The sequence below is a fragment of the Neotamlana nanhaiensis genome (assembly GCF_000943555.1).
Classification (GTDB): Bacteria; Bacteroidota; Bacteroidia; order Flavobacteriales; family Flavobacteriaceae; genus Neotamlana; species Neotamlana nanhaiensis.
The window spans coordinates 23660-41942 of record NZ_JTDV01000012.1 but is presented as its reverse complement, the minus strand read 5'-3'; the positions used below and the strand labels follow the sequence as shown (position 1 = coordinate 41942).

Genomic DNA, 18283 nt, shown 5'->3' with positions numbered 1-18283 from the left:
TTAAAACATCAGTAGCGCCGTTAAGCGGATTTATTAAACTCGTACAGTTTGGTGGTGTTGGAAGAGTTTCTGTGGTAAAACTTTCTTCCGAACAACCCGTAGCATCGCCATCTGCATTATAAGGTGTAATAGTTACAAAAACTTCGGTGTTTTCAGGTAAATCTGAAGGAAAATTATAAGTTAAAACATCACCTACATCAACATTGTCTAAAATATCATTTCCGCCAGAAGTCGTTCCAACGGTTAAACGATATCCTGTGGAGGTGGTAACGGTATTCCAAGATAAATCTGTAGTAATTGCAACATCAGTAGCTCCGTTAACTGGATTTATTAAACTCGTACAGTTTGGTGGTGTTGGAAGTGTTTCTGTGGTGAAACTTTCTTCCGAGCAACCCGTCGCGTCACCATCTGCATTATATGGTGTAATGGTTACAAAAATCTCGGTGTTTTCAGGTAAATCTGAAGCGAAATCATAAGTTGAAACATCACCAACATCAACATTGTCTAAAATATCATTGCCTCCAGAAGTTGTTCCAACGGTTAAACGATATCCTGAAGCATCGGTGACGGTATTCCAAGATAAATCTGTAGTAATTGCAACATCTGAAGCTCCATTAACTGGATTTGTTAAACTCGCACAGCCTGGTGGTGTTGGAAGTGTTTCCGTGGTGAAACTTTCTTCAGAACATCCCGTAGCATCGCCATCTGTATTGTAAGGTGTGATGGTTACAAAAATCTCCGTGTTTTCAGGTAAATCTGAAGCGAAATCATAAGTTAAAACATTGCCCACATCAACATTGTCTAAAATATCATTGCCTCCTGAAGTCGTTCCAACGGTTAAACGATAGCCTGTGGAGGTGGTAACGGTATTCCAAGATAAATCTGTAGAAATTGCAACATCAGTAGCTCCGTTAAGCGGATTTGTTAAACTCGTACAGCCTGGTGGTGTTGGAAGTGTTTCTGTTGTGAAACTTTCTTCGGAACAATCCGTAGCATCGCCATCTGTATTGTACGGTGTGATGGTCACAAAAATCTCGGTGTTTTCAGGTAAATCTGAAGCAAAATCGTAAGTTAAAACATTGCCCATATCAACATTGTCTAAAATATCATTGCCTCCAGAAGTCGTTCCTACGGTTAAACGATAGCCTGAAGCATCGGTAACATTATTCCAAGATAAATCTGTAGTAATTAAAACATCAGTAGCGCCGTTAACGGGATTTGTTAAACTCGTACAGCCTGGTGGTGTTGGAAGTGTTTCTGTAGTAAAACTTTCTTCGGAACAACCCGTCGCGTCACCAATAGCATTATACGGTGTAATCGTTACATAGATTTGAGTATTCTCTGGAAAATCTGCCGAATAGTTATAAGTTAGGTTGTTACCAACATCAATATTATTGACAATATTATTGCCACCCGACGTTGTACCAATAGTTAAACGATATCCTGTAGCGTCTGCAACAGCACTCCAATTAATATCTATAGAAACCGAAACGTTGGTTGCTCCGTTTAATGGTTGGGTTAAAGAAGTACAACTAGGACCTGTTGGTGCCGCAGAAGTAGTGAAAGATTCCTCTGTACAACCAGAAGCATCGCCCACAGCATTGTAAGGCGTAATGTTTACGTAGTATATTCTATTTTCTTGTAAATCTTCAGAAAAACTAAATATCGTAACGTTACCAACATCTATACTATTTACAACTTCTACACCACCAGAAGTGATACCCACACTTACTAAATAACCTGTAGCGTCTGCAACAGCATTCCATGATAAATTAGTATCTACGGCTACGTTTGTAGCACCATTTAACGGATTGGTTAAAGTGGTGCATGTTGGCGGAATAGGTACAAATTCGGTTCTAAAAGAAGCCTCTGTACAACCAGACGAATCGCCATCGGCATTATAAGGTGTAATATTTACATAAATAAGTGTGTCTTCTGGTAAATCTGAAGCAAAATCGTAGGAGGTGTTATTACCAACATCAACATTATTTAAAATGTCGTTGCCTCCAGAGGTTGTTCCTACCGTTAAACGATAACCATCGGCGTTACTTATAATATCCCAACTTAAATCGGTAGTTACAGGAACATCAGTATCTCCGTTATTAGGCAGTGTAATGGTAGTACAATCTGGAGCAGCAGCTGCATTGGTGGAAATTACAAAACTCTCTTGTGTACATGGACCAACAGCAGATCCAGAATCGTTTTTAGGCACAATAGTTACGTAAACGGTTTCGCCGCCTGTAAAATCGATAGCAAATTCGTATGTGGTTGCATCTACAACAGTTTCTGTAATTACGGTGCCTGACGGTTGAATGGTAATGGTTAAATCGTACTCGCGCGCATATAGGGCATGTTCCCAAGTTATGTTCGTGTTTACAGGCACATTGGTTGCTCCGTTAAGTGGCGCCACAAGTTGCGTACAGTCTGGAATTGGACAATCTAAGACATCACCAGAAATAGTCCATCCAAAATTATCAATCATTGATTGGCGTTCTTCCAAAGCATCACAATACAATAAACTATTTGCGCCTAAATTGATGCCAGGTGTTAATGTTTGCTCTGACCATGCAATTAAGGTGTTATCGTAATTTTCTCGACTTATAGCCGTGTCATCAAGCATGTTTTGCATGTTACTAACACCGCTAATATCCCAATCTCCTAAATATTGATTAAACGCCACAGCATCATGAAACATAGCGCGCATAGAAACGTTTCCAATCAACCAATTATTAAAAGGTTGATTTAATGATGAGGCGTTTTGAAACATTCTATCCATGTTGGTAACGTTGTTTGTTCTCCAACTATTTACCGATTGATTAAAACTGCTTGCACCATTAAACATATCCATCATTAACAACACATTTCTAACGTTCCAGCTATCAATAACACCATTAAAGGCTGTTGCATTTTGAAACATACCCTGCATAGTTGTTACCGAAGCGACATTCCATGAATTTAAATCGTAGTTAAAAGAAGTAGCGTTTCTAAACATTTCTTTCATGATGATTACATACGCAGTATTCCAACTATCAATATTTTGGTTATAAGCTGATGCACCATAAAACATAGTTTCCATGGTTAAAGCTTCACCAGTATCCCAATTATTTAATGGTGAATTAAATACACTTGCACTTTCAAACATCGATTGGAAATTGGTAACTACAGAAACATCCCAGGTATTAATATCTTGATTAAAAGCTGAAGCACTTTCGAACATAGAAGGCATTAATGTTACTGAGCTTACATTCCAATTTGATAAGGGTTGATTAAAAACAACGGCATCTTGAAACATATTACTCATATTTGCCACTGCACTCACATCCCAATTGTTAAGAGGTTGATTAAAACTTTGCGCACCACGAAACATCGCCGACATGTTTACAACCGAATTTACATCCCATGAGTTGAGCGCTTCATTAAAATTGCTTGCATAGTTAAACATATAACTCATGTTGGTAACGTTGGTAACATTCCAAGTATCGATATTCTGATTAAAGCTTTGCGCACCACTAAACATAGCATACATATTTGCTACCGAAAATACGTTCCAGTTTCCTAAGGGTTGATTAAATGCATTGGCATTCGAAAACATAGAACTCATGTTTGTAACCGAAGCCACATTCCATGAATTTAAAGGTTGATTAAAAGCTATTGCATTTTGAAACATGCTTTCCATTGTCGTTACCGAAGCGACATTCCAAGCATCAATATTTTGGTTGAAAGCTTCAGCGTAATAAAACATGTCTTCCATATCGAGAACATTACTCGTATCCCAATTACCTAGCGGTTGATTAAACACTGAAGCTCTGGAAAACATTTGAGACATATCATCAACATTACTTGTATTCCAGTTATTAAGTGGTTGGTTAAATGCACGAGCGCTACTAAACATTCTTGCCATGTCGGTTACGCTACTTGTATTCCAACTGTTTAGATTTTGATTAAAGTCTTGTGTGCTAGCAAACATAAAATTCATGTTGGTTACGTTGCTTACATCCCAGTTATCAAGTGGTTGATTATATGCTGTTGCCGCACCAAACATACCATACATGTTGGTTACGTTGCTTACATCCCAATTGTTTATGTTGCCATTAAATAAATCGCAAGCAATAAACATACTAGCCATATTCTCGACATTGGTAAGGTTAGGAATATCTGTGGCGTTGTAAATCATATTTTCACAACCGGCAAAACCACTTTGCATACTTTGCCATACTTGAGTTCCCCATTGATCTATAGACAGTAGTTTGAAACTATCGTGAAACTCTCGATGTCTTGGAGCAGGAAAATCACCAATAATACTTATGGTATATATTCCAGGTGTTAAATAGGTGTGTGTGATATCAGTAGTAACATTGTTATCGTATTGGCCATCGCCCCAATCAATATTATAATTATATGTTAAGCCAGATTGCGTTAATAGTCTCAACTGATCTGCAGGTGAAGTCCAAGTTCCGTTTACCAGTGTGGTATCGTAAGTCAGTTTAAATGCATCAGGGCTATTTACCCAACTATCTACTACCATAAAACTAATTTCTGGACAGCCTGTTGCAGGTCCTTCATCGTTGTACGGCGTTACCGTAACGTAAACGGTATCGCCAGCGGTAAATTCGTTGGTAAAATCTATGCCAACTACGTTACCAACATCTTCATTATTGTAAATAACTTGTGTTGTTGCTCCATTTTCTCGTCTCACAGAAACGTAATATCCCGTAGCGTTAGGTGCTGGATTCCATCGTATATCACTATTTGCAGGTGTTGCCGTGTCACCCGCTTGAGGCATGGTAATATCGGTACACAACACATACGAACAGTTTACATTATCGCCTGAAATAGTCCAGCCATCATCATCTATTAAACTTTGACGCTGACTTAGAGCATCGCAATATTGTAAGCCAGTAGCTCCTAAGCCCAATCCTGAATTTACCGTTTGTGCAGACCAAGCAATTAGTATGTTGTCGTAATTTTCTTGGGAAATTCCACTGTTAGACAGCATATTGTTGAGGTTGTTTACCGCAGACATATCCCAAGTGCCAATATTTTGATTAAAGGCTGTTGCCGAATTAAATGTGCCTGACATGTTGGTTACGGCGGATGTGTTCCAACCGCTAATGTCTTGATTGAACGCAACCGCTAATGCGAACATATTTTGAAAATTCGTAATGCTAGACGTATTCCAGTTATTTAAAGGCTGATTAAAAACCGGCGCATTATAAAACATACTCGACGTATTGGTAACATTACTAATATTCCAATTGTTTAATGGCGAATTAAATACTTGTGCTTGCTGAAACATACTAGACATGTTAGTTACATTACTAACATTCCAAATATTAATATCTTGATTAAAAACTGCAGACTCTTGAAACATACCGCGCATGTTGGTAACACTACTCACGTCCCAATTGCTGAGGTCTTGATTGAAAGCCGAATTATCTCTAAACATATAACTCATATCGGTCACATTGCTTACATCCCAAGCATCAAGTGGGTAGTTGTAAACTTGATCCCAGTAATAACCATCAAACATACTCGACATGTTCGTTACTTTACTTACATCCCAAGAGTTAAGTGGTTGGTTAAACGTGCGGTTACGCTGAAACATGGCACTCATGTTTTCAACTTCAGAGACCACCCAATTATCTAATGATTGATTAAATTCTGAAGACGCAAACATTCTAGACATGTCAGTTACATGGCTCACATCCCAATTATTGATATTTTGATTAAAATCGGAAGAATAGAACATGCTCGCCGTAGTGGTGACCTTGCTCACATTCCAATTATTTAAAGGTTGGTTGTAACTGCCAGTGCTACTAAATGTACCAAACATGTTAGTTACATTATTAACCACCCAATTATTAATATTTTGATTAAAACGACTAGCCCCAGCAAACATGTTTTCCATAGTAGTAACGGCAGCTGTATTCCAGTTGTCTAAGGGTTCGTTAAACTGATAGTTGCTTCTAAAAGTTCTACTCATATTGGTTACACTGCTAGTGTCCCAATTGTCTAGAGGTCTGTTAAAAATTCGGCAATTATCGAATAACCCGGATAGATTAGTAATCGTGCTAACATCCCAATTGTTTACAATACCGTTAAAGCTTAAACAATCTCTAAACATGTCTTCAAGTGTTGTTACCTGTGAAAGATTTGGAGCATCAATTAAATCGAAATTCAAGTTTTCACAGCCAAAAAAGGCGCTTTCCATGGTTTGCCATTGTATGGAAGATCCCCACTCTAAAATTTCAATAATCTTAAGCTTATCGCTACTATTCTCATCATTAAAATAGATTGCAGGAAAATTTCCACTTATTTCTACAGTGTAAATTCCTGGTGCAGCGTAGTCGTGGGTAATATTGGCAGTTATCCCTGTATCGGTATTACCATCACCCCAATCAACGGTATAATTATAGGTATAACTAGGGTTAGTTGGTATGGTTATTTGGTTGTTTGTAGACGATCCGCTTTCAATATTATTGGTATTCCAAATCGATCTGAAATTTTGCGAAAATAAGTGTGTACTAAAGCATAGAACTGCACAAAAAATAAACTTTTTTAGCATGATAAAATAGTTAGTTGAAGAGAATTTTAGTGAGCTATATGTTAATGTTTAAGTGTTTTTCGTGGAATTATTGAGAAACACTTTGTAACGTAGGTACGGGTTATATCGTTCATATATAGCAGGTTTATATAAACAAATGTAAATAAATAATTGATATTAGCGTCGATTAAAAGCAAAAAATACCGCTGAAATGTTAAAATTAATCTTTGCTTAAAATTAGAAAGTTCAAGTTGTAAAGTCAAAAACTGAATCTTTCTAGCCATAATAAGGCAGCTTGTCCTATAGAGAACACCTTGTTTTTATACTTTTTATTGTTGGCAATTAAGCTATACATAGTGGCCATAACAGCATTTACAGAGTTATTAATTACTATAGCAGAATTACCATCTCCTATTGCTTTAACGATTGGTTTTTTGCTTTAGTAGAAAATCTTAAAACGGCGTGTTCTGCTATGATTAAAGTTTTTAGTTTTCGAGGGTAGGCAGTGTTTGTTTCAAATTCTTCTATATATCTTATTATACCCTCTGCGGTAACATAATCTTTAAACTTAGTTTCAAGAATATTTAAATTTTTATTAAAGTTTGAAGTTATCATTCTCCTTAATGATTAGCAAATTAAGTTTACTAAAGGTATTGATATTATATGTAAAAAGATTTATTTATTTCGTATAAAAAAACCCGCTAACTTTTACAAGTTGCGGGTTTTAGGTTATTTAATTTGTTTACCATTTTTATCGAAAAAATGATATTCTAGGTATGTGTAAGCATCTCTTGGTAAAACTTTTACCCATTTTTTGTGTTCAAAAAACCATTTTGAACGTACAGATGGAAAGCCTTTGGTTAAAAAGGCTGCTATAAAAGGATGTGTGTTTAAGGTCACCTTTTTATAGTCTTTTTTAAATAGTTTCTCAAGGTCGTGCGTTATTTTTTGTACAACGCCAATAGGTGCTTCAATTTCGGCACCATTAACACCGTTAGGATTCTCCTCACGGGTTTTAATGTCTAATTCTGGGCGTACACGCTGCCTTGTAATTTGTATCAATCCAAATTTGCTTGGTGGCAATATTTTATGTTTAGCTCTATCATCTTTCATTTCATCACGAAGATGACTAAACAATTTCTGCCTGTTTTCAGCATTTGTCATATCAATAAAATCTACTACAATAATACCGCCCATATCACGCAAACGTAGTTGGCGGGCAATTTCGGTAGCAGCTATTAAATTCACTTCTAGTGCTGTTTCCTCTTGGTTATTGGCTTTGTTTGATCGGTTTCCGCTGTTTACATCTACAACATGTAAGGCTTCGGTATGTTCAATTACCAAATAGGCGCCTTTTGCCATAGAAACGGTTTTACCAAACGAGGTTTTAATTTGGCGTTCAATACCAAATTTCTCGAAAATAGGAATGTTTGATTGATATAATTTAACTATTGATTCTTTCTTAGGTGCAATTTCTTGCAAATAGTCTTTAATTTGATAATAAAGCTCTTCATCATCAACTGTTATTCCAGTAAAGGTGTCGTTAAAAATGTCTCGTAAAATAGACGAGGCTTTGTTCATTTCGCCTAATACTTTTGTTGGATGATGGGCTTTATGTAGCTTTTTACTCATTGCCGTCCAGCGACTAAGCAAGTTTTGTAAATCTTTATCTAGTTCGGCTACTTTTTTGCCTTGTGCTACGGTACGTACAATAACCCCAAAACCTTGTGGTGTTATACTTTTAACCAAGCGTTTTAAGCGGTCTTTTTCTTCTTTATCTTCAATTTTTTGAGAAATAGAAATACGATTAGAAAAAGGCACTAAAACAATATATCTACCAGCAATAGAAAGCTCGGAGCTTATTCGAGGGCCTTTTGTAGATATAGGTTCTTTTACAATTTGTACCAATAGCGATTGATTTGATTTTAGGACGTCTACAATTTTGCCGCCTTTATCAATATCTTTTTCAAATGGGAAATTTTTTAAAGAGAAATCTTTTAGTTTACCTGTGCTTACACGTTTTATGAATTTTAAAAGGGAAGGTAATTTGGGGCCTAAATCGTGATAATGCAAAAATGCATCTTTCTCGTAGCCAACATTAACAAATGCGGCATTTAAACCCGGAACAGTTTTTCTTATTTTGGCTATAAACACATCACCAACCGAAAACTTGTTCTCGCCTTCGTCCTTTTGTAATTCAATAAGTTTTCCATCTTTTAATAAGGCAAAATCAACATCGTCGGAACTAGATCGAATAATCAATTCTTTATCCATGTTGTTAATTTTAATCCATTACACTTTAGTGTAACAGATGGATTATACAATATTTTTCACAGGTCCCAACATCGATTAATATTGGGAATTATCCGTGGAGTTCAATAACACACTTTAATTAAAAAGCGCTAAAAACTCTTGAACTCATTTCAAAGAACTTAGTTTCTTTTAAAAACCAAAAAAGTAGTCAATCACTAACTACTTTTTCGATTTATTTTTTCTTTTTATGACGGTTAGCGCGTCTGCGTTTTTTACGTTTGTGCGTCGCTACCTTATGTCTTTTACGTTTTTTACCACTTGGCATAAATAGTGTCTTTTATAAATTAATAATTATTTTAAAACTGTATCCCACAAATTACAGGACACAGCATGTTGTTTTACTTTACGTCTACATTTGTTTTTACACCTTCAACAAAAACTTTTGCAGGTTTAAATGCAGGAATGTTGTGAGCAGGTATTTTAATAGTAGTATTTTTAGAAATGTTTCTACCTGTTTTCTCAGCTCTAGTTTTAATAATAAAACTTCCAAAACCTCTTAGATACACATTATCTCCACTTTCTAAAGATGTTTTTACTTCATCCATAAAAGTTTCAACAGTTGCTTGTACATCTCCTTTTTCAATTCCTAATTTTTCAGAAATTTTTGCTACTAAATCAGCCTTAGTCATACTTAAAATTTTTTATTTGGGTTACTATTAATTTTTAAAGGGATGCAAATATAGGAATTAAATATTCAATATTTCAAACCTAATTCACTAAAATTTAATATCATAAACGTTTATTTTTGTTTGCTGATTATAAAATAGCACATGAATTTTACAAAAACAATAATACATTGGTACTCAATAAATAAGCGAAGTTTACCTTGGCGCGAAACTCAAAATCCCTATAAAATATGGCTTTCCGAAATTATTTTACAGCAAACACAAGTAAAACAAGGGTTACCATATTATGAAGCTTTTGTAAGCAAATACCCAACTATTTATAACTTGGCAAAGGCTCCCGAAAGCGACGTTTTAAAACTTTGGCAAGGGTTAGGTTATTACTCCCGAGCACGAAATTTACACGCCACCGCAAAACATATTGTAAACGAATTACAAGGCGAATTCCCAAATACATATAACCAAATTATAAAACTAAAAGGTGTTGGCGATTATACTGCTAGCGCCATTGCATCAATTTGTTTTAACGAAGTTACGGCTGTTGTAGATGGCAATGTTTATCGTGTGCTATCGCGATATTTTAATATAGACACACCCATAAATTCTAGCCAAGGTGCAAAAGAATTTAAAGCATTAGCGCAAGAATTAATCGATAAAAAGCAACCAGCTACATTTAACCAAGCCATAATGGAGTTTGGTGCTAAACAATGTACACCCAAAAACCCCGACTGTACAAATTGCCCCTTAAACGAAAACTGTCTTGCTTTAAGTAAACAAAACATTGACCAATTACCAGTTAAAATTAAAGCGGCGAAAGCCCAAAAAAAACATTTTAACTTTTTAGTTTTTATAAGTGATGATGGAAAAACAATTTTAGAAAAAAGAGAAGGCAAAGGTATTTGGCAAAATTTGTATCAGTTTCCATTAATTGAAACCGAAAAAAGCATTAGCGAAAAATCGTTAAGAAACACACTTAAAAACAACTCCTTATTATCTAACCAAAAATTTAGCCTTACTTTATACAATAGTAAACCCATTATACATAAACTTTCGCACCAACATTTATATACCAATTTCTGGATTATTACTGTAAAAACCCTAAATACCAATACCATAAATATAAGTAACATTCACACTTACCCAGTTCCCATTTTAATTGGCAATTTTATTGAATCGTTTAATTTTGATTTTGTTTAACACCAACAATCATATTTTTTTATTAATTTTAAAAATGACGCGCAAATAACTACATTTGTTGTCTTTAACTAAAAATATTATGTCTGGAACCTTAAATAAAGTTATGCTAATTGGGCATTTAGGAGATGAAGTAAAAATGCACTATTTTGAAGGCGGCGGTTGCGTTGGAAGATTTCCGTTAGCAACCAACGAAACCTACACCAATAAGCAAACTAATGAGCGTGTTACAAATACCGAATGGCATAATATTGTAGTTAGAAATAAAGGCGCCGAAATTTGTGAAAAATACTTAAACAAAGGCGATAAAGTATATATTGAAGGACGTTTAAAAACCAGAAAATGGCAAGACGAAAATGGTAACGACAGGTACTCTACCGAAATACAATGCACCGACTTTACCTTCCTTACAGCAAAAAATGAAAGTGAAAACGCATCAAATATGGCGCAACAACAAGCCAAACCAGCGCAAACAAAACCTACTGAACAGGTTGAAGCTGATGATGACGACCTTCCTTTTTAAGTTTAACTAAATTAACCCTAATTGGATCCCGACCCTGCCAGTTTACAACTCACGTTTTTAACAATTGATGTTTCAATTGCACTTGGTTTTGCATTATTATTTTTGCTTTTACTTTGTTCTGCATTAATTTCTGGTGCCGAAGTAGCCTTGTTTTCTTTAAGTAAAACCGATTTGGAAGAACAAACTAACAACGCCTCCAAACCAATAGAAATTATTTTAAAACTTCTAGACCGTCCCAAAAAACTACTAGCTACCATTTTAGTAGCTAACAACTTTATAAATATTGCCGTAGTAATTCTTTTTGCTTTTTTAGGCGATTTCATGTTTGGCAGTGTAACTAATCCGCAATTAAAATTTGTTTTAGAAGTGGTTGTAGTCACCTTTTTAATTTTACTGTTTGGAGAAATTTTACCTAAAATTTACGCCAGTCGTAACAACTTAAAATTTGCCACATTTATGGCATATCCGCTTCGGGTTTTAGATGTGCTTTTATCGCCAATAAGTTTACCTATGCGCAGTGTTACATTGGCTATTCACAACAAATTGGGTAAACAAAAATCTAACTTAAGTGTAGACCAACTCTCGCAAGCCTTAGAACTTACAAGCGAAGAAGACACCACTAAAGAAGAACAAAAAATTTTACAAGGCATTGTATCGTTTGGTAATACAGACACCAAGCAAGTAATGCGACCTCGTATTGATATTTTCGCCTTGAACATCGAGCAAAAGTATGCCGATATTATGCCTGAAATTATAGAAAACGGTTACTCCAGAATTCCTGTTTACAAAGATAATATTGATACTATTGAAGGCATCCTTTACGTTAAAGATTTACTACCTTATATTGATAGAAAGCAATTTGATTGGACCACACTTTTACGCGATCCCTTTTTTGTGCCAGAAAACAAAAAGTTAGACGATTTAATGTCCGAATTTCAAGAGAAAAAAGTGCATTTAGCGGTTGTAGTTGATGAATATGGTGGTACATCGGGCCTTATTTCGTTAGAAGATATTATTGAAGAAATTGTAGGTGATATAAGTGATGAGTTTGACGATGAAGATTTAACCTACTCTAAACTCGATGAAAACAATTATGTTTTTGAAGGTAAAACGGCTTTAAAAGATTTTTATAAAATAATAAAACTTGAAGACGACTCACTTTTTGAAGAAAATAAAGGTGAAGCTGAAACTATTGCTGGTTTTGTATTGGAAATATCGGGAAGCTTCCCAAAACTAAACAGTAAAATAAATTTTGAAAATTACGTTTTTACTATTGAAGCCATGGACAAAAAACGTATAAAACTAGTAAAGTTCACCATATTGTAATGAATCGATTTGCCGCCCTTTTTATTTTCATAATTTGTTTTTCTTGCAACGAAGACTACAAACCAAAACCAAAGGCAGAATTGCGTTTAGAATATCCAGAGCCTAAATATGCTCCTGACAATTTAAAACTACCTTTTACCTTCGATAAAAACCTTTTAGCTAATAAAACAACGCTAAAATCAATACCATCGACCACTAAAAGTTACGGCGTTAATTTAGAATACCAAACATTAAAAGGCACTATTTTTCTAACCTACAAGGCCATCGAAAACAACCCAAAAAATTTAAACGACTTTTTAAAGGATGCACAAAAATTTACTTTAGAACACACCCAAAAAGCCGACGAAATTCCAGCTTATCCTTACGAAAACGACAACAGAAAGGTTTATGGAATGTTATCGGAAGTTAAAGGCAATGTAGCCTCTCCTGCGCAGTTTTATGTAACCGATAGCGTTAACCATTTTCTTACTGGTTCTATTTATTTTCATGCTAAACCAAATTACGATTCAATTTACCCTGCCGCTCAATATTTACAAAACGACATAAGGCGCATTATGGAAACATTACAATGGAAATAAAAAAATCCGGAGCGTTTTAAAACTCCGGATTTTATGTTGACTTAATTATATTTTTAAAAGTTTACTCCCATGTATTTTCAGCATCGTCGCCACCCCAAATTAAGGTTGCTAAATATGGGTTATCAATAAATGGATTACGATTGCCTTGAGCACCGTAAATAACATTATTACGTTGTCTTTCAAAATCTGAAACAGGATCTTCAATATTCCATTTTAAAAATAACTCTAAACTTCCAACTTTTGAAAACAGCTCACCATAACGCACATTTACATACATTACCATTCTTGCAACATCACCTTTCCACTCATCTCCTGGAAACCATTCTTGGTTAGTTAACAAATAACCACCGCTTCCATCTCGATAAGGATAGTTACTTCGTTGGCTATTTACGCTTTGATCGCAAACTCTCATGTGATGCATATCATTAGGAGCTTCATCTTCAGTTAACAATGACTGTGGATAAATATGTTCGGTATTAAATGAAGTTGGTCGATACGAATTATTTGGCGAATCGTATTCTTCCCAATAGCGACTTTCTCCACTATACATTAAAATAACATTATCTGTATTACTCATATCTTCATCCGCATCATATAAAAAGTTATGACGTTGTCCATACGATAACAACGTAGTGTGTTTGTTTATGGTTAAACTAACAACCTCATCGAATGTTAAATTGGAATCTTCAGAAAAAATAACACCTTCATAATAATCTTGTATGGCTTCAGGAATATTAAAATTAATGGCTTCAATTACTGTTACCGTAACTGTTGCGGTAGCACATGAAGCTTCAGGAGTATCATCATCACAAATTGTATAGGTGAACGTATCTTCTCCTAAAAATCCGTTTTGAGCGGTGTAGGTTACCGTTCCGTCGGTATTTAAAACTACTGTTCCTGCAGATGATGCATCACTAACAGCTGTAATTGTAGCATCGTCAATAGCATTATCGTTATCTAATAGAATACTAATATTCTTAGTACTGTTGTATAAAGCAAACACAGCATCGTTTGTCGCTTCAGGATTACCCTCATCTGTTACGGTAATTGTTACGGTTGCAGTAGAACAATCTGGGGTGTCATCTCTATCACAAAGCGTATATGTAAACGTATCTTCTCCTACAAATCCCAGAGGTGGCGTGTAACCATACGATCCGTCTCTATTATCTTCAATGGTACCGCCTTGTGTAGATGTTGTATCAAACGAAGAAATTCTTGCATTATCTACAACAGTATCATTATCTAATAATATAGCTATATCAACAGTTTTATCTTCAATTGTTGTTGCCACATCGTTTACCGCCACAGGAACTTGATTTGGATCGGTATCATCTGGTTCAGAAATTACATCGTCGCTTCCCGAACTACAATTTACAATTAGAAATGCTAGACAAAGGATATAAAGTATTTTTTTCATTGTTTTAGGGTTTTTATAAAGGCAAAAAAACCACCTAAAATTAGGTGGTTTTTATTTTTAATATTTAAGTTCTTATTGTAAAACCCAAACACCGCCTGTTTTAATAACAGCAACATCTTCTGTACCTGCAGAACCGTTATAAATATCATAAGTTACAACGTACTTTTGACCTTCCTCTGCATTTGGGTCAATTCTATCTAGAATTACACCTACTGCTTCTGCAATCATTTCTGGAGTCCATTCAGCGGCATTACCTGGTCTTCTCTCAAAGTTACCGTAGTTATCCATACTTCCAGTTGCAGCTGGGTATTTATCGCTTAAGGCTGCGACAATTAAAGGATAATCGCCAGCTTCTAAAATATACTTAATTGTATTATCTGGAACCCAAGTAGTACCATCATGACCAAATTGTAAGGTTACTTCTAATTCGTTTTCGTATGGTAAAAATTCGGTACCATTAAAAACATAAGCAGCTGTATAACTTCTTGTCACACCACCACCTACGTATAGTTCGTACATAGAAAGTACAATATCACCAGCACTTTTAGGCTCGTATTTGTAAACATCTAACAAAGCCACAGGTATTTTAGTATTAGCTTCATCTTCGCTAGTAAAATTAGGATAACCTTCGCCCATGTCTGCATACTGCTCTTCTGTAAATCCAGTGAACTTAATCCAAGAACCATCTTCGTAAGCAAAACCATCTGTTAAAGTACTTACAGATCCAGAGTAATAATCATAACGTAATGACACAAAATCACCATCTTCAGCATCAGGATACTTCGCATCTAAATAAGCGTAAACATGAGAAGATGAAGAGAAATTACCATAACTATCTCCTGTAATTGGTTCGTATTCATCTTGTCCTAATTCGTAAACATCAGCTTCATAAGTATCAACTCTGTTATACAATTTATAGGTTACTAAAGCTGATGAACCTTGACCCAACTGTGGGTATTTATTACTTAAAAAATCTGGTAAAAGTGCTTTAGCATCATCTTCTGAACTAAAATTACCGTAGCCTAAATCTAAATCATCATAATCATCATCAGACAAAGTTAACACTACATCTCCAGATACAACTACCTCGCTACCTGCATTAACTTCATCATGTATGTCTTCCATAGGATTACATCCTACTAGTATTGCACTTAAAAAAAGAGCACAAGAATAAATTACTTTTTTCATAATCGTTTTTTTTTAAAATTTAACTTTTAAACCTACACTGTAAGTTCTTCCTGCACCGTAATATACTAATGCAGTTGCAGCTGTTCCATCAATGTCGTTAGCATCAGAAATATACTCTGTATTGAATACATTGTTTATTTTACCGTTTAAAGTTGCATCAAAAGATCCCAACTGGAAAGAATGACGTAAACCCAAGTCGAATAAACCAAAATCCGGTATTTTCCATACATCTGGTAAATCTTGACTAGCTCTGTTTGTAACATCATAAGAAGCGTAGTTATCACCTGCAAAGTTATAATCTGCATAAATGTTAGATTTTGGTGCTAATTTATAGTCTAAACCTAAAGCAAAGGTAGTTTGAGCAGCATCACCTACCTTAATACCATCTGCATAAACCTCAACCACATCAATTTGCTCTCCTGCCTGGTTTCTTATAGGACTTGTTGTGTTACTAGCCCATTTCCAATCTCCAATAGAAGCCATTCCTGTTACTGTTAACTGACTTGTAGCTCTATATTTGAAATCGAACTCAATACCCATGTGTGTAGCATCAATTCCTAGCAAGTTATAGAAAAACAGCTCATCACCTGTTCCAACTGAACCTGCTTCTGCTTTATCTAACCAATTTGTGTAGTATAAATTAACATTAGCACTTAATTTATCACTTCTGTATCCGTAACCTAACTCAGCACTAAACACTTTTTCGTTTACAGCTTCTTCGTTTGCATAAATATCATCCTCACTCAAGAAAACTGCATCTAAGAAAGGCGCTTTAGAGAAATATCCAACATTAATAAACACATTGTTTGTACCATCGATGTTATAGTTACCACCACCTTTAATACCTCCTGCAAGAAAGTTTACAACATCTGACTCTCTTGAACCAGTGATTGTTCTATTCATATATTCCTTTTGTTGGTAACCTGTATTCGAAACATCGGCAGCCATAAATAAGTTGAACTTCTCATTAACTTGGTATTCTGCTTGAACAAAAACTCCCGCTCTTTTTACTACGCCATCATAATCTTTATTATACTTATCACCAACTTGAAGAGGCTGTCCAAAAGCAAATGTTCTTTCTTCGTTGTCTAAATAGAAGTCACCACCTAACAAGTCATCTACTTGATACCAGTGAGAACCAATATAATAACGCGCATCTAAACCACCAGATAATACTAATTGATCATTAATTGTATTTTTATATGTTGATAAAACACCATACCACTCATGAGAGTTTCTTGAAGAAGAAATGATGTCTGATGATCCAGCAACACCGTTTGCCTTATTTTCTTCTATGATTCGATCAAAATCAATTGGTTGTAATCCTGCTGATCCAATTCTATATTCTGATGATCCAATTTTAGATCCTTCATCTCTACGACCTCCACCAGATCCAAAAGACGCATATACTGCTGTAGATAACACCGAGTTGTCATTAATATCCCATAAATGGTTTAAAGACATTTGTGGCTTGTGGTAGAAGTTATATGACTGATGATATACTTCACCATTTTTTATACCCCAGTCTTTGTTAGCTCTTCTAGGTCCAGCATCAGTTGCTTGTAATTCTGCAATTGTAGAACGGTTGTAACGTTGTCCATGAGTTTGTTGCGCACCAAAAGCCGTAAATGTTAAACGGTTAGTTTCGCTTAACTGTTGAGATAAGCTTAAAAAATAGTTATATCCAGAAAATTCAGTTCCATCTACATAACCATCACCAGATATTTTTGAAGCACTAACTGTTGCTGCAAAACCTTTTTCTGACAGTCCAGTAGAATAAGTCATACCATATTTTAAGTAGCCATTGTTAGCTATTGAAGAGTAAACACTTCCTCCTTGTTCGGCATCAGTACTTTTAGTTATGATGTTGATTGTACCACCAACTGAAGGCACAGCCACTTTTGAAGCTCCTAAACCTCTTTGTACTTGCATAGATGAAGTCACATCTCCTAAACCAGCCCAGTTAGACCAGTAAACTGCACCGTTTTCCATATCGTTAACTGGCACACCGTTAATCATTACCGCGACGTTAGCAGAACTAAAACCTCTTAAGTTTATTCTACCATCACCGTAACCACCACCTTGTCTAGTAGCATAAACACCTGGAGTAGACTTTAAAATTTCAGGAAATTCCTGTGTACTTAACTTTAATGAAATGTCTTCAGCTTTAATTGTAGAAACCGCTACAGGCGTTTTTCTATCTACTGCAACTGAAGCAATAATTTGCACTTCTTCTAGACCTACCTGACTAGATTCTAAGTAAATTTTCCCTAAACCAGCGCCAGAATAAGCAACGGTTTTTGTAGTATAGCCAACATAAGAGATAACTAGCTCTCCAGAAGACCCTTTTGTAGTTATTGTAAAGTTACCATCAAAGTCTGTTACCACACCATTTGTTGTACCTTTTTCAATAACGTTTGCACCTGGTAAAGGAATATTTGTTCCTGCTTCCAATACCGTACCTGTTACAGTACTTTGTGCCATAACAACCGCAGAAAACAATAAAGCTACGGCCATTATTAAATTTTGAGTAATTTTTCTCATAATTTTAAAAAAGAATTAATTATTTATTTTTTG

11 protein-coding genes are annotated in these 18283 nt (G+C 35.3%); 4 read left to right on the top strand and 7 right to left on the bottom strand.

Annotated features, from left to right (window positions below):
* From PK35_RS12880 to PK35_RS12865, 4 genes are all read right to left on the bottom strand, one after another.
* A partial coding sequence (locus tag PK35_RS12880; RefSeq protein ID WP_044626977.1) for a BspA family leucine-rich repeat surface protein occupies nt 1-6565 on the bottom strand: 6565 nt, incomplete at its 3' end.
* Nucleotides 6566-6955: 390 nt separating this feature from the next.
* A complete protein-coding gene (locus PK35_RS12875) occupies nt 6956-7159 on the bottom strand; it encodes a hypothetical protein (protein ID WP_044626976.1) in 204 nt (67 codons plus the stop codon).
* Nucleotides 7160-7273: 114 nt separating this feature from the next.
* A complete protein-coding gene (locus tag PK35_RS12870) occupies nt 7274-8818 on the bottom strand; it encodes an Rne/Rng family ribonuclease (RefSeq protein WP_044626975.1) in 1545 nt (514 codons plus the stop codon).
* 377 nt (nt 8819-9195) lie between these two features.
* Nucleotides 9196-9486, bottom strand: coding sequence for an HU family DNA-binding protein (locus PK35_RS12865; protein ID WP_044626974.1), 291 nt, complete (start codon nt 9484-9486; stop codon nt 9196-9198).
* A 141-nt stretch (nt 9487-9627) separates the two neighbouring features.
* On the opposite strand from PK35_RS12865, the gene mutY reads away from it, so the two are divergent.
* The 4 genes from mutY to gldD all read left to right on the top strand — a co-directional run bounded on the left by mutY (nt 9628) and on the right by gldD (nt 13101).
* Nucleotides 9628-10677: an A/G-specific adenine glycosylase gene (gene mutY, locus PK35_RS12860; RefSeq protein WP_044626973.1), complete on the top strand. Its 1050-nt coding sequence runs from the start codon at nt 9628-9630 to the stop codon at nt 10675-10677.
* Between the two features lie 79 nt (nt 10678-10756).
* On the top strand, nt 10757-11197 hold the full coding sequence (locus PK35_RS12855; protein WP_044626972.1) for a single-stranded DNA-binding protein: 441 nt from the start codon (nt 10757-10759) through the stop codon (nt 11195-11197).
* A gap of 21 nt (nt 11198-11218) precedes the next feature.
* A complete protein-coding gene (locus PK35_RS12850; protein ID WP_044626971.1) occupies nt 11219-12523 on the top strand; it encodes a gliding motility-associated protein GldE in 1305 nt (434 codons plus the stop codon).
* The gene (gene gldD, locus PK35_RS12845) at nt 12523-13101 is read left to right on the top strand and encodes a gliding motility lipoprotein GldD (protein WP_044626970.1); all 579 of its coding nucleotides are present in this window, start codon (nt 12523-12525) and stop codon (nt 13099-13101) included. Before PK35_RS12850 ends, gldD begins: the two co-directional genes overlap by 1 nt.
* Before the next feature lie 61 nt (nt 13102-13162).
* On the opposite strand, the gene PK35_RS12840 is transcribed toward gldD, so the two are convergent.
* From PK35_RS12840 to PK35_RS12830, 3 genes are all read right to left on the bottom strand, one after another.
* A complete protein-coding gene (locus PK35_RS12840) occupies nt 13163-14518 on the bottom strand; it encodes an endonuclease (protein WP_044626969.1) in 1356 nt (451 codons plus the stop codon).
* A gap of 72 nt (nt 14519-14590) precedes the next feature.
* Nucleotides 14591-15706, bottom strand: coding sequence for a hypothetical protein (locus PK35_RS12835; RefSeq protein ID WP_044626968.1), 1116 nt, complete (start codon nt 15704-15706; stop codon nt 14591-14593).
* Nucleotides 15707-15718: 12 nt separating this feature from the next.
* Nucleotides 15719-18250, bottom strand: a complete 2532-nt coding sequence (locus PK35_RS12830) for a TonB-dependent receptor (protein ID WP_044626967.1) — start codon at nt 18248-18250, stop codon at nt 15719-15721.
* Nucleotides 18251-18283 lie beyond the last annotated feature (33 nt).

Bases quoted from the DNA above. Each gene is read 5' to 3' on its own strand.
- PK35_RS12875 (WP_044626976.1), bottom strand. From the start codon at position 7,159: ATGATAACTTCAAACTTTAATAAAAATTTAAATATTCTTGAAACTAAG.
- PK35_RS12870 (WP_044626975.1), bottom strand. From the start codon at position 8,818: ATGGATAAAGAATTGATTATTCGATCTAGTTCCGACGATGTTGATTTT.
- PK35_RS12865 (WP_044626974.1), bottom strand. From the start codon at position 9,486: ATGACTAAGGCTGATTTAGTAGCAAAAATTTCTGAAAAATTAGGAATT.
- mutY (WP_044626973.1), top strand. From the start codon at position 9,628: ATGAATTTTACAAAAACAATAATACATTGGTACTCAATAAATAAGCGA.
- PK35_RS12855 (WP_044626972.1), top strand. From the start codon at position 10,757: ATGTCTGGAACCTTAAATAAAGTTATGCTAATTGGGCATTTAGGAGAT.
- gldD (WP_044626970.1), top strand. From the start codon at position 12,523: ATGAATCGATTTGCCGCCCTTTTTATTTTCATAATTTGTTTTTCTTGC.
- PK35_RS12840 (WP_044626969.1), bottom strand. From the start codon at position 14,518: ATGAAAAAAATACTTTATATCCTTTGTCTAGCATTTCTAATTGTAAAT.
- PK35_RS12835 (WP_044626968.1), bottom strand. From the start codon at position 15,706: ATGAAAAAAGTAATTTATTCTTGTGCTCTTTTTTTAAGTGCAATACTA.
- PK35_RS12830 (WP_044626967.1), bottom strand. From the start codon at position 18,250: ATGAGAAAAATTACTCAAAATTTAATAATGGCCGTAGCTTTATTGTTT.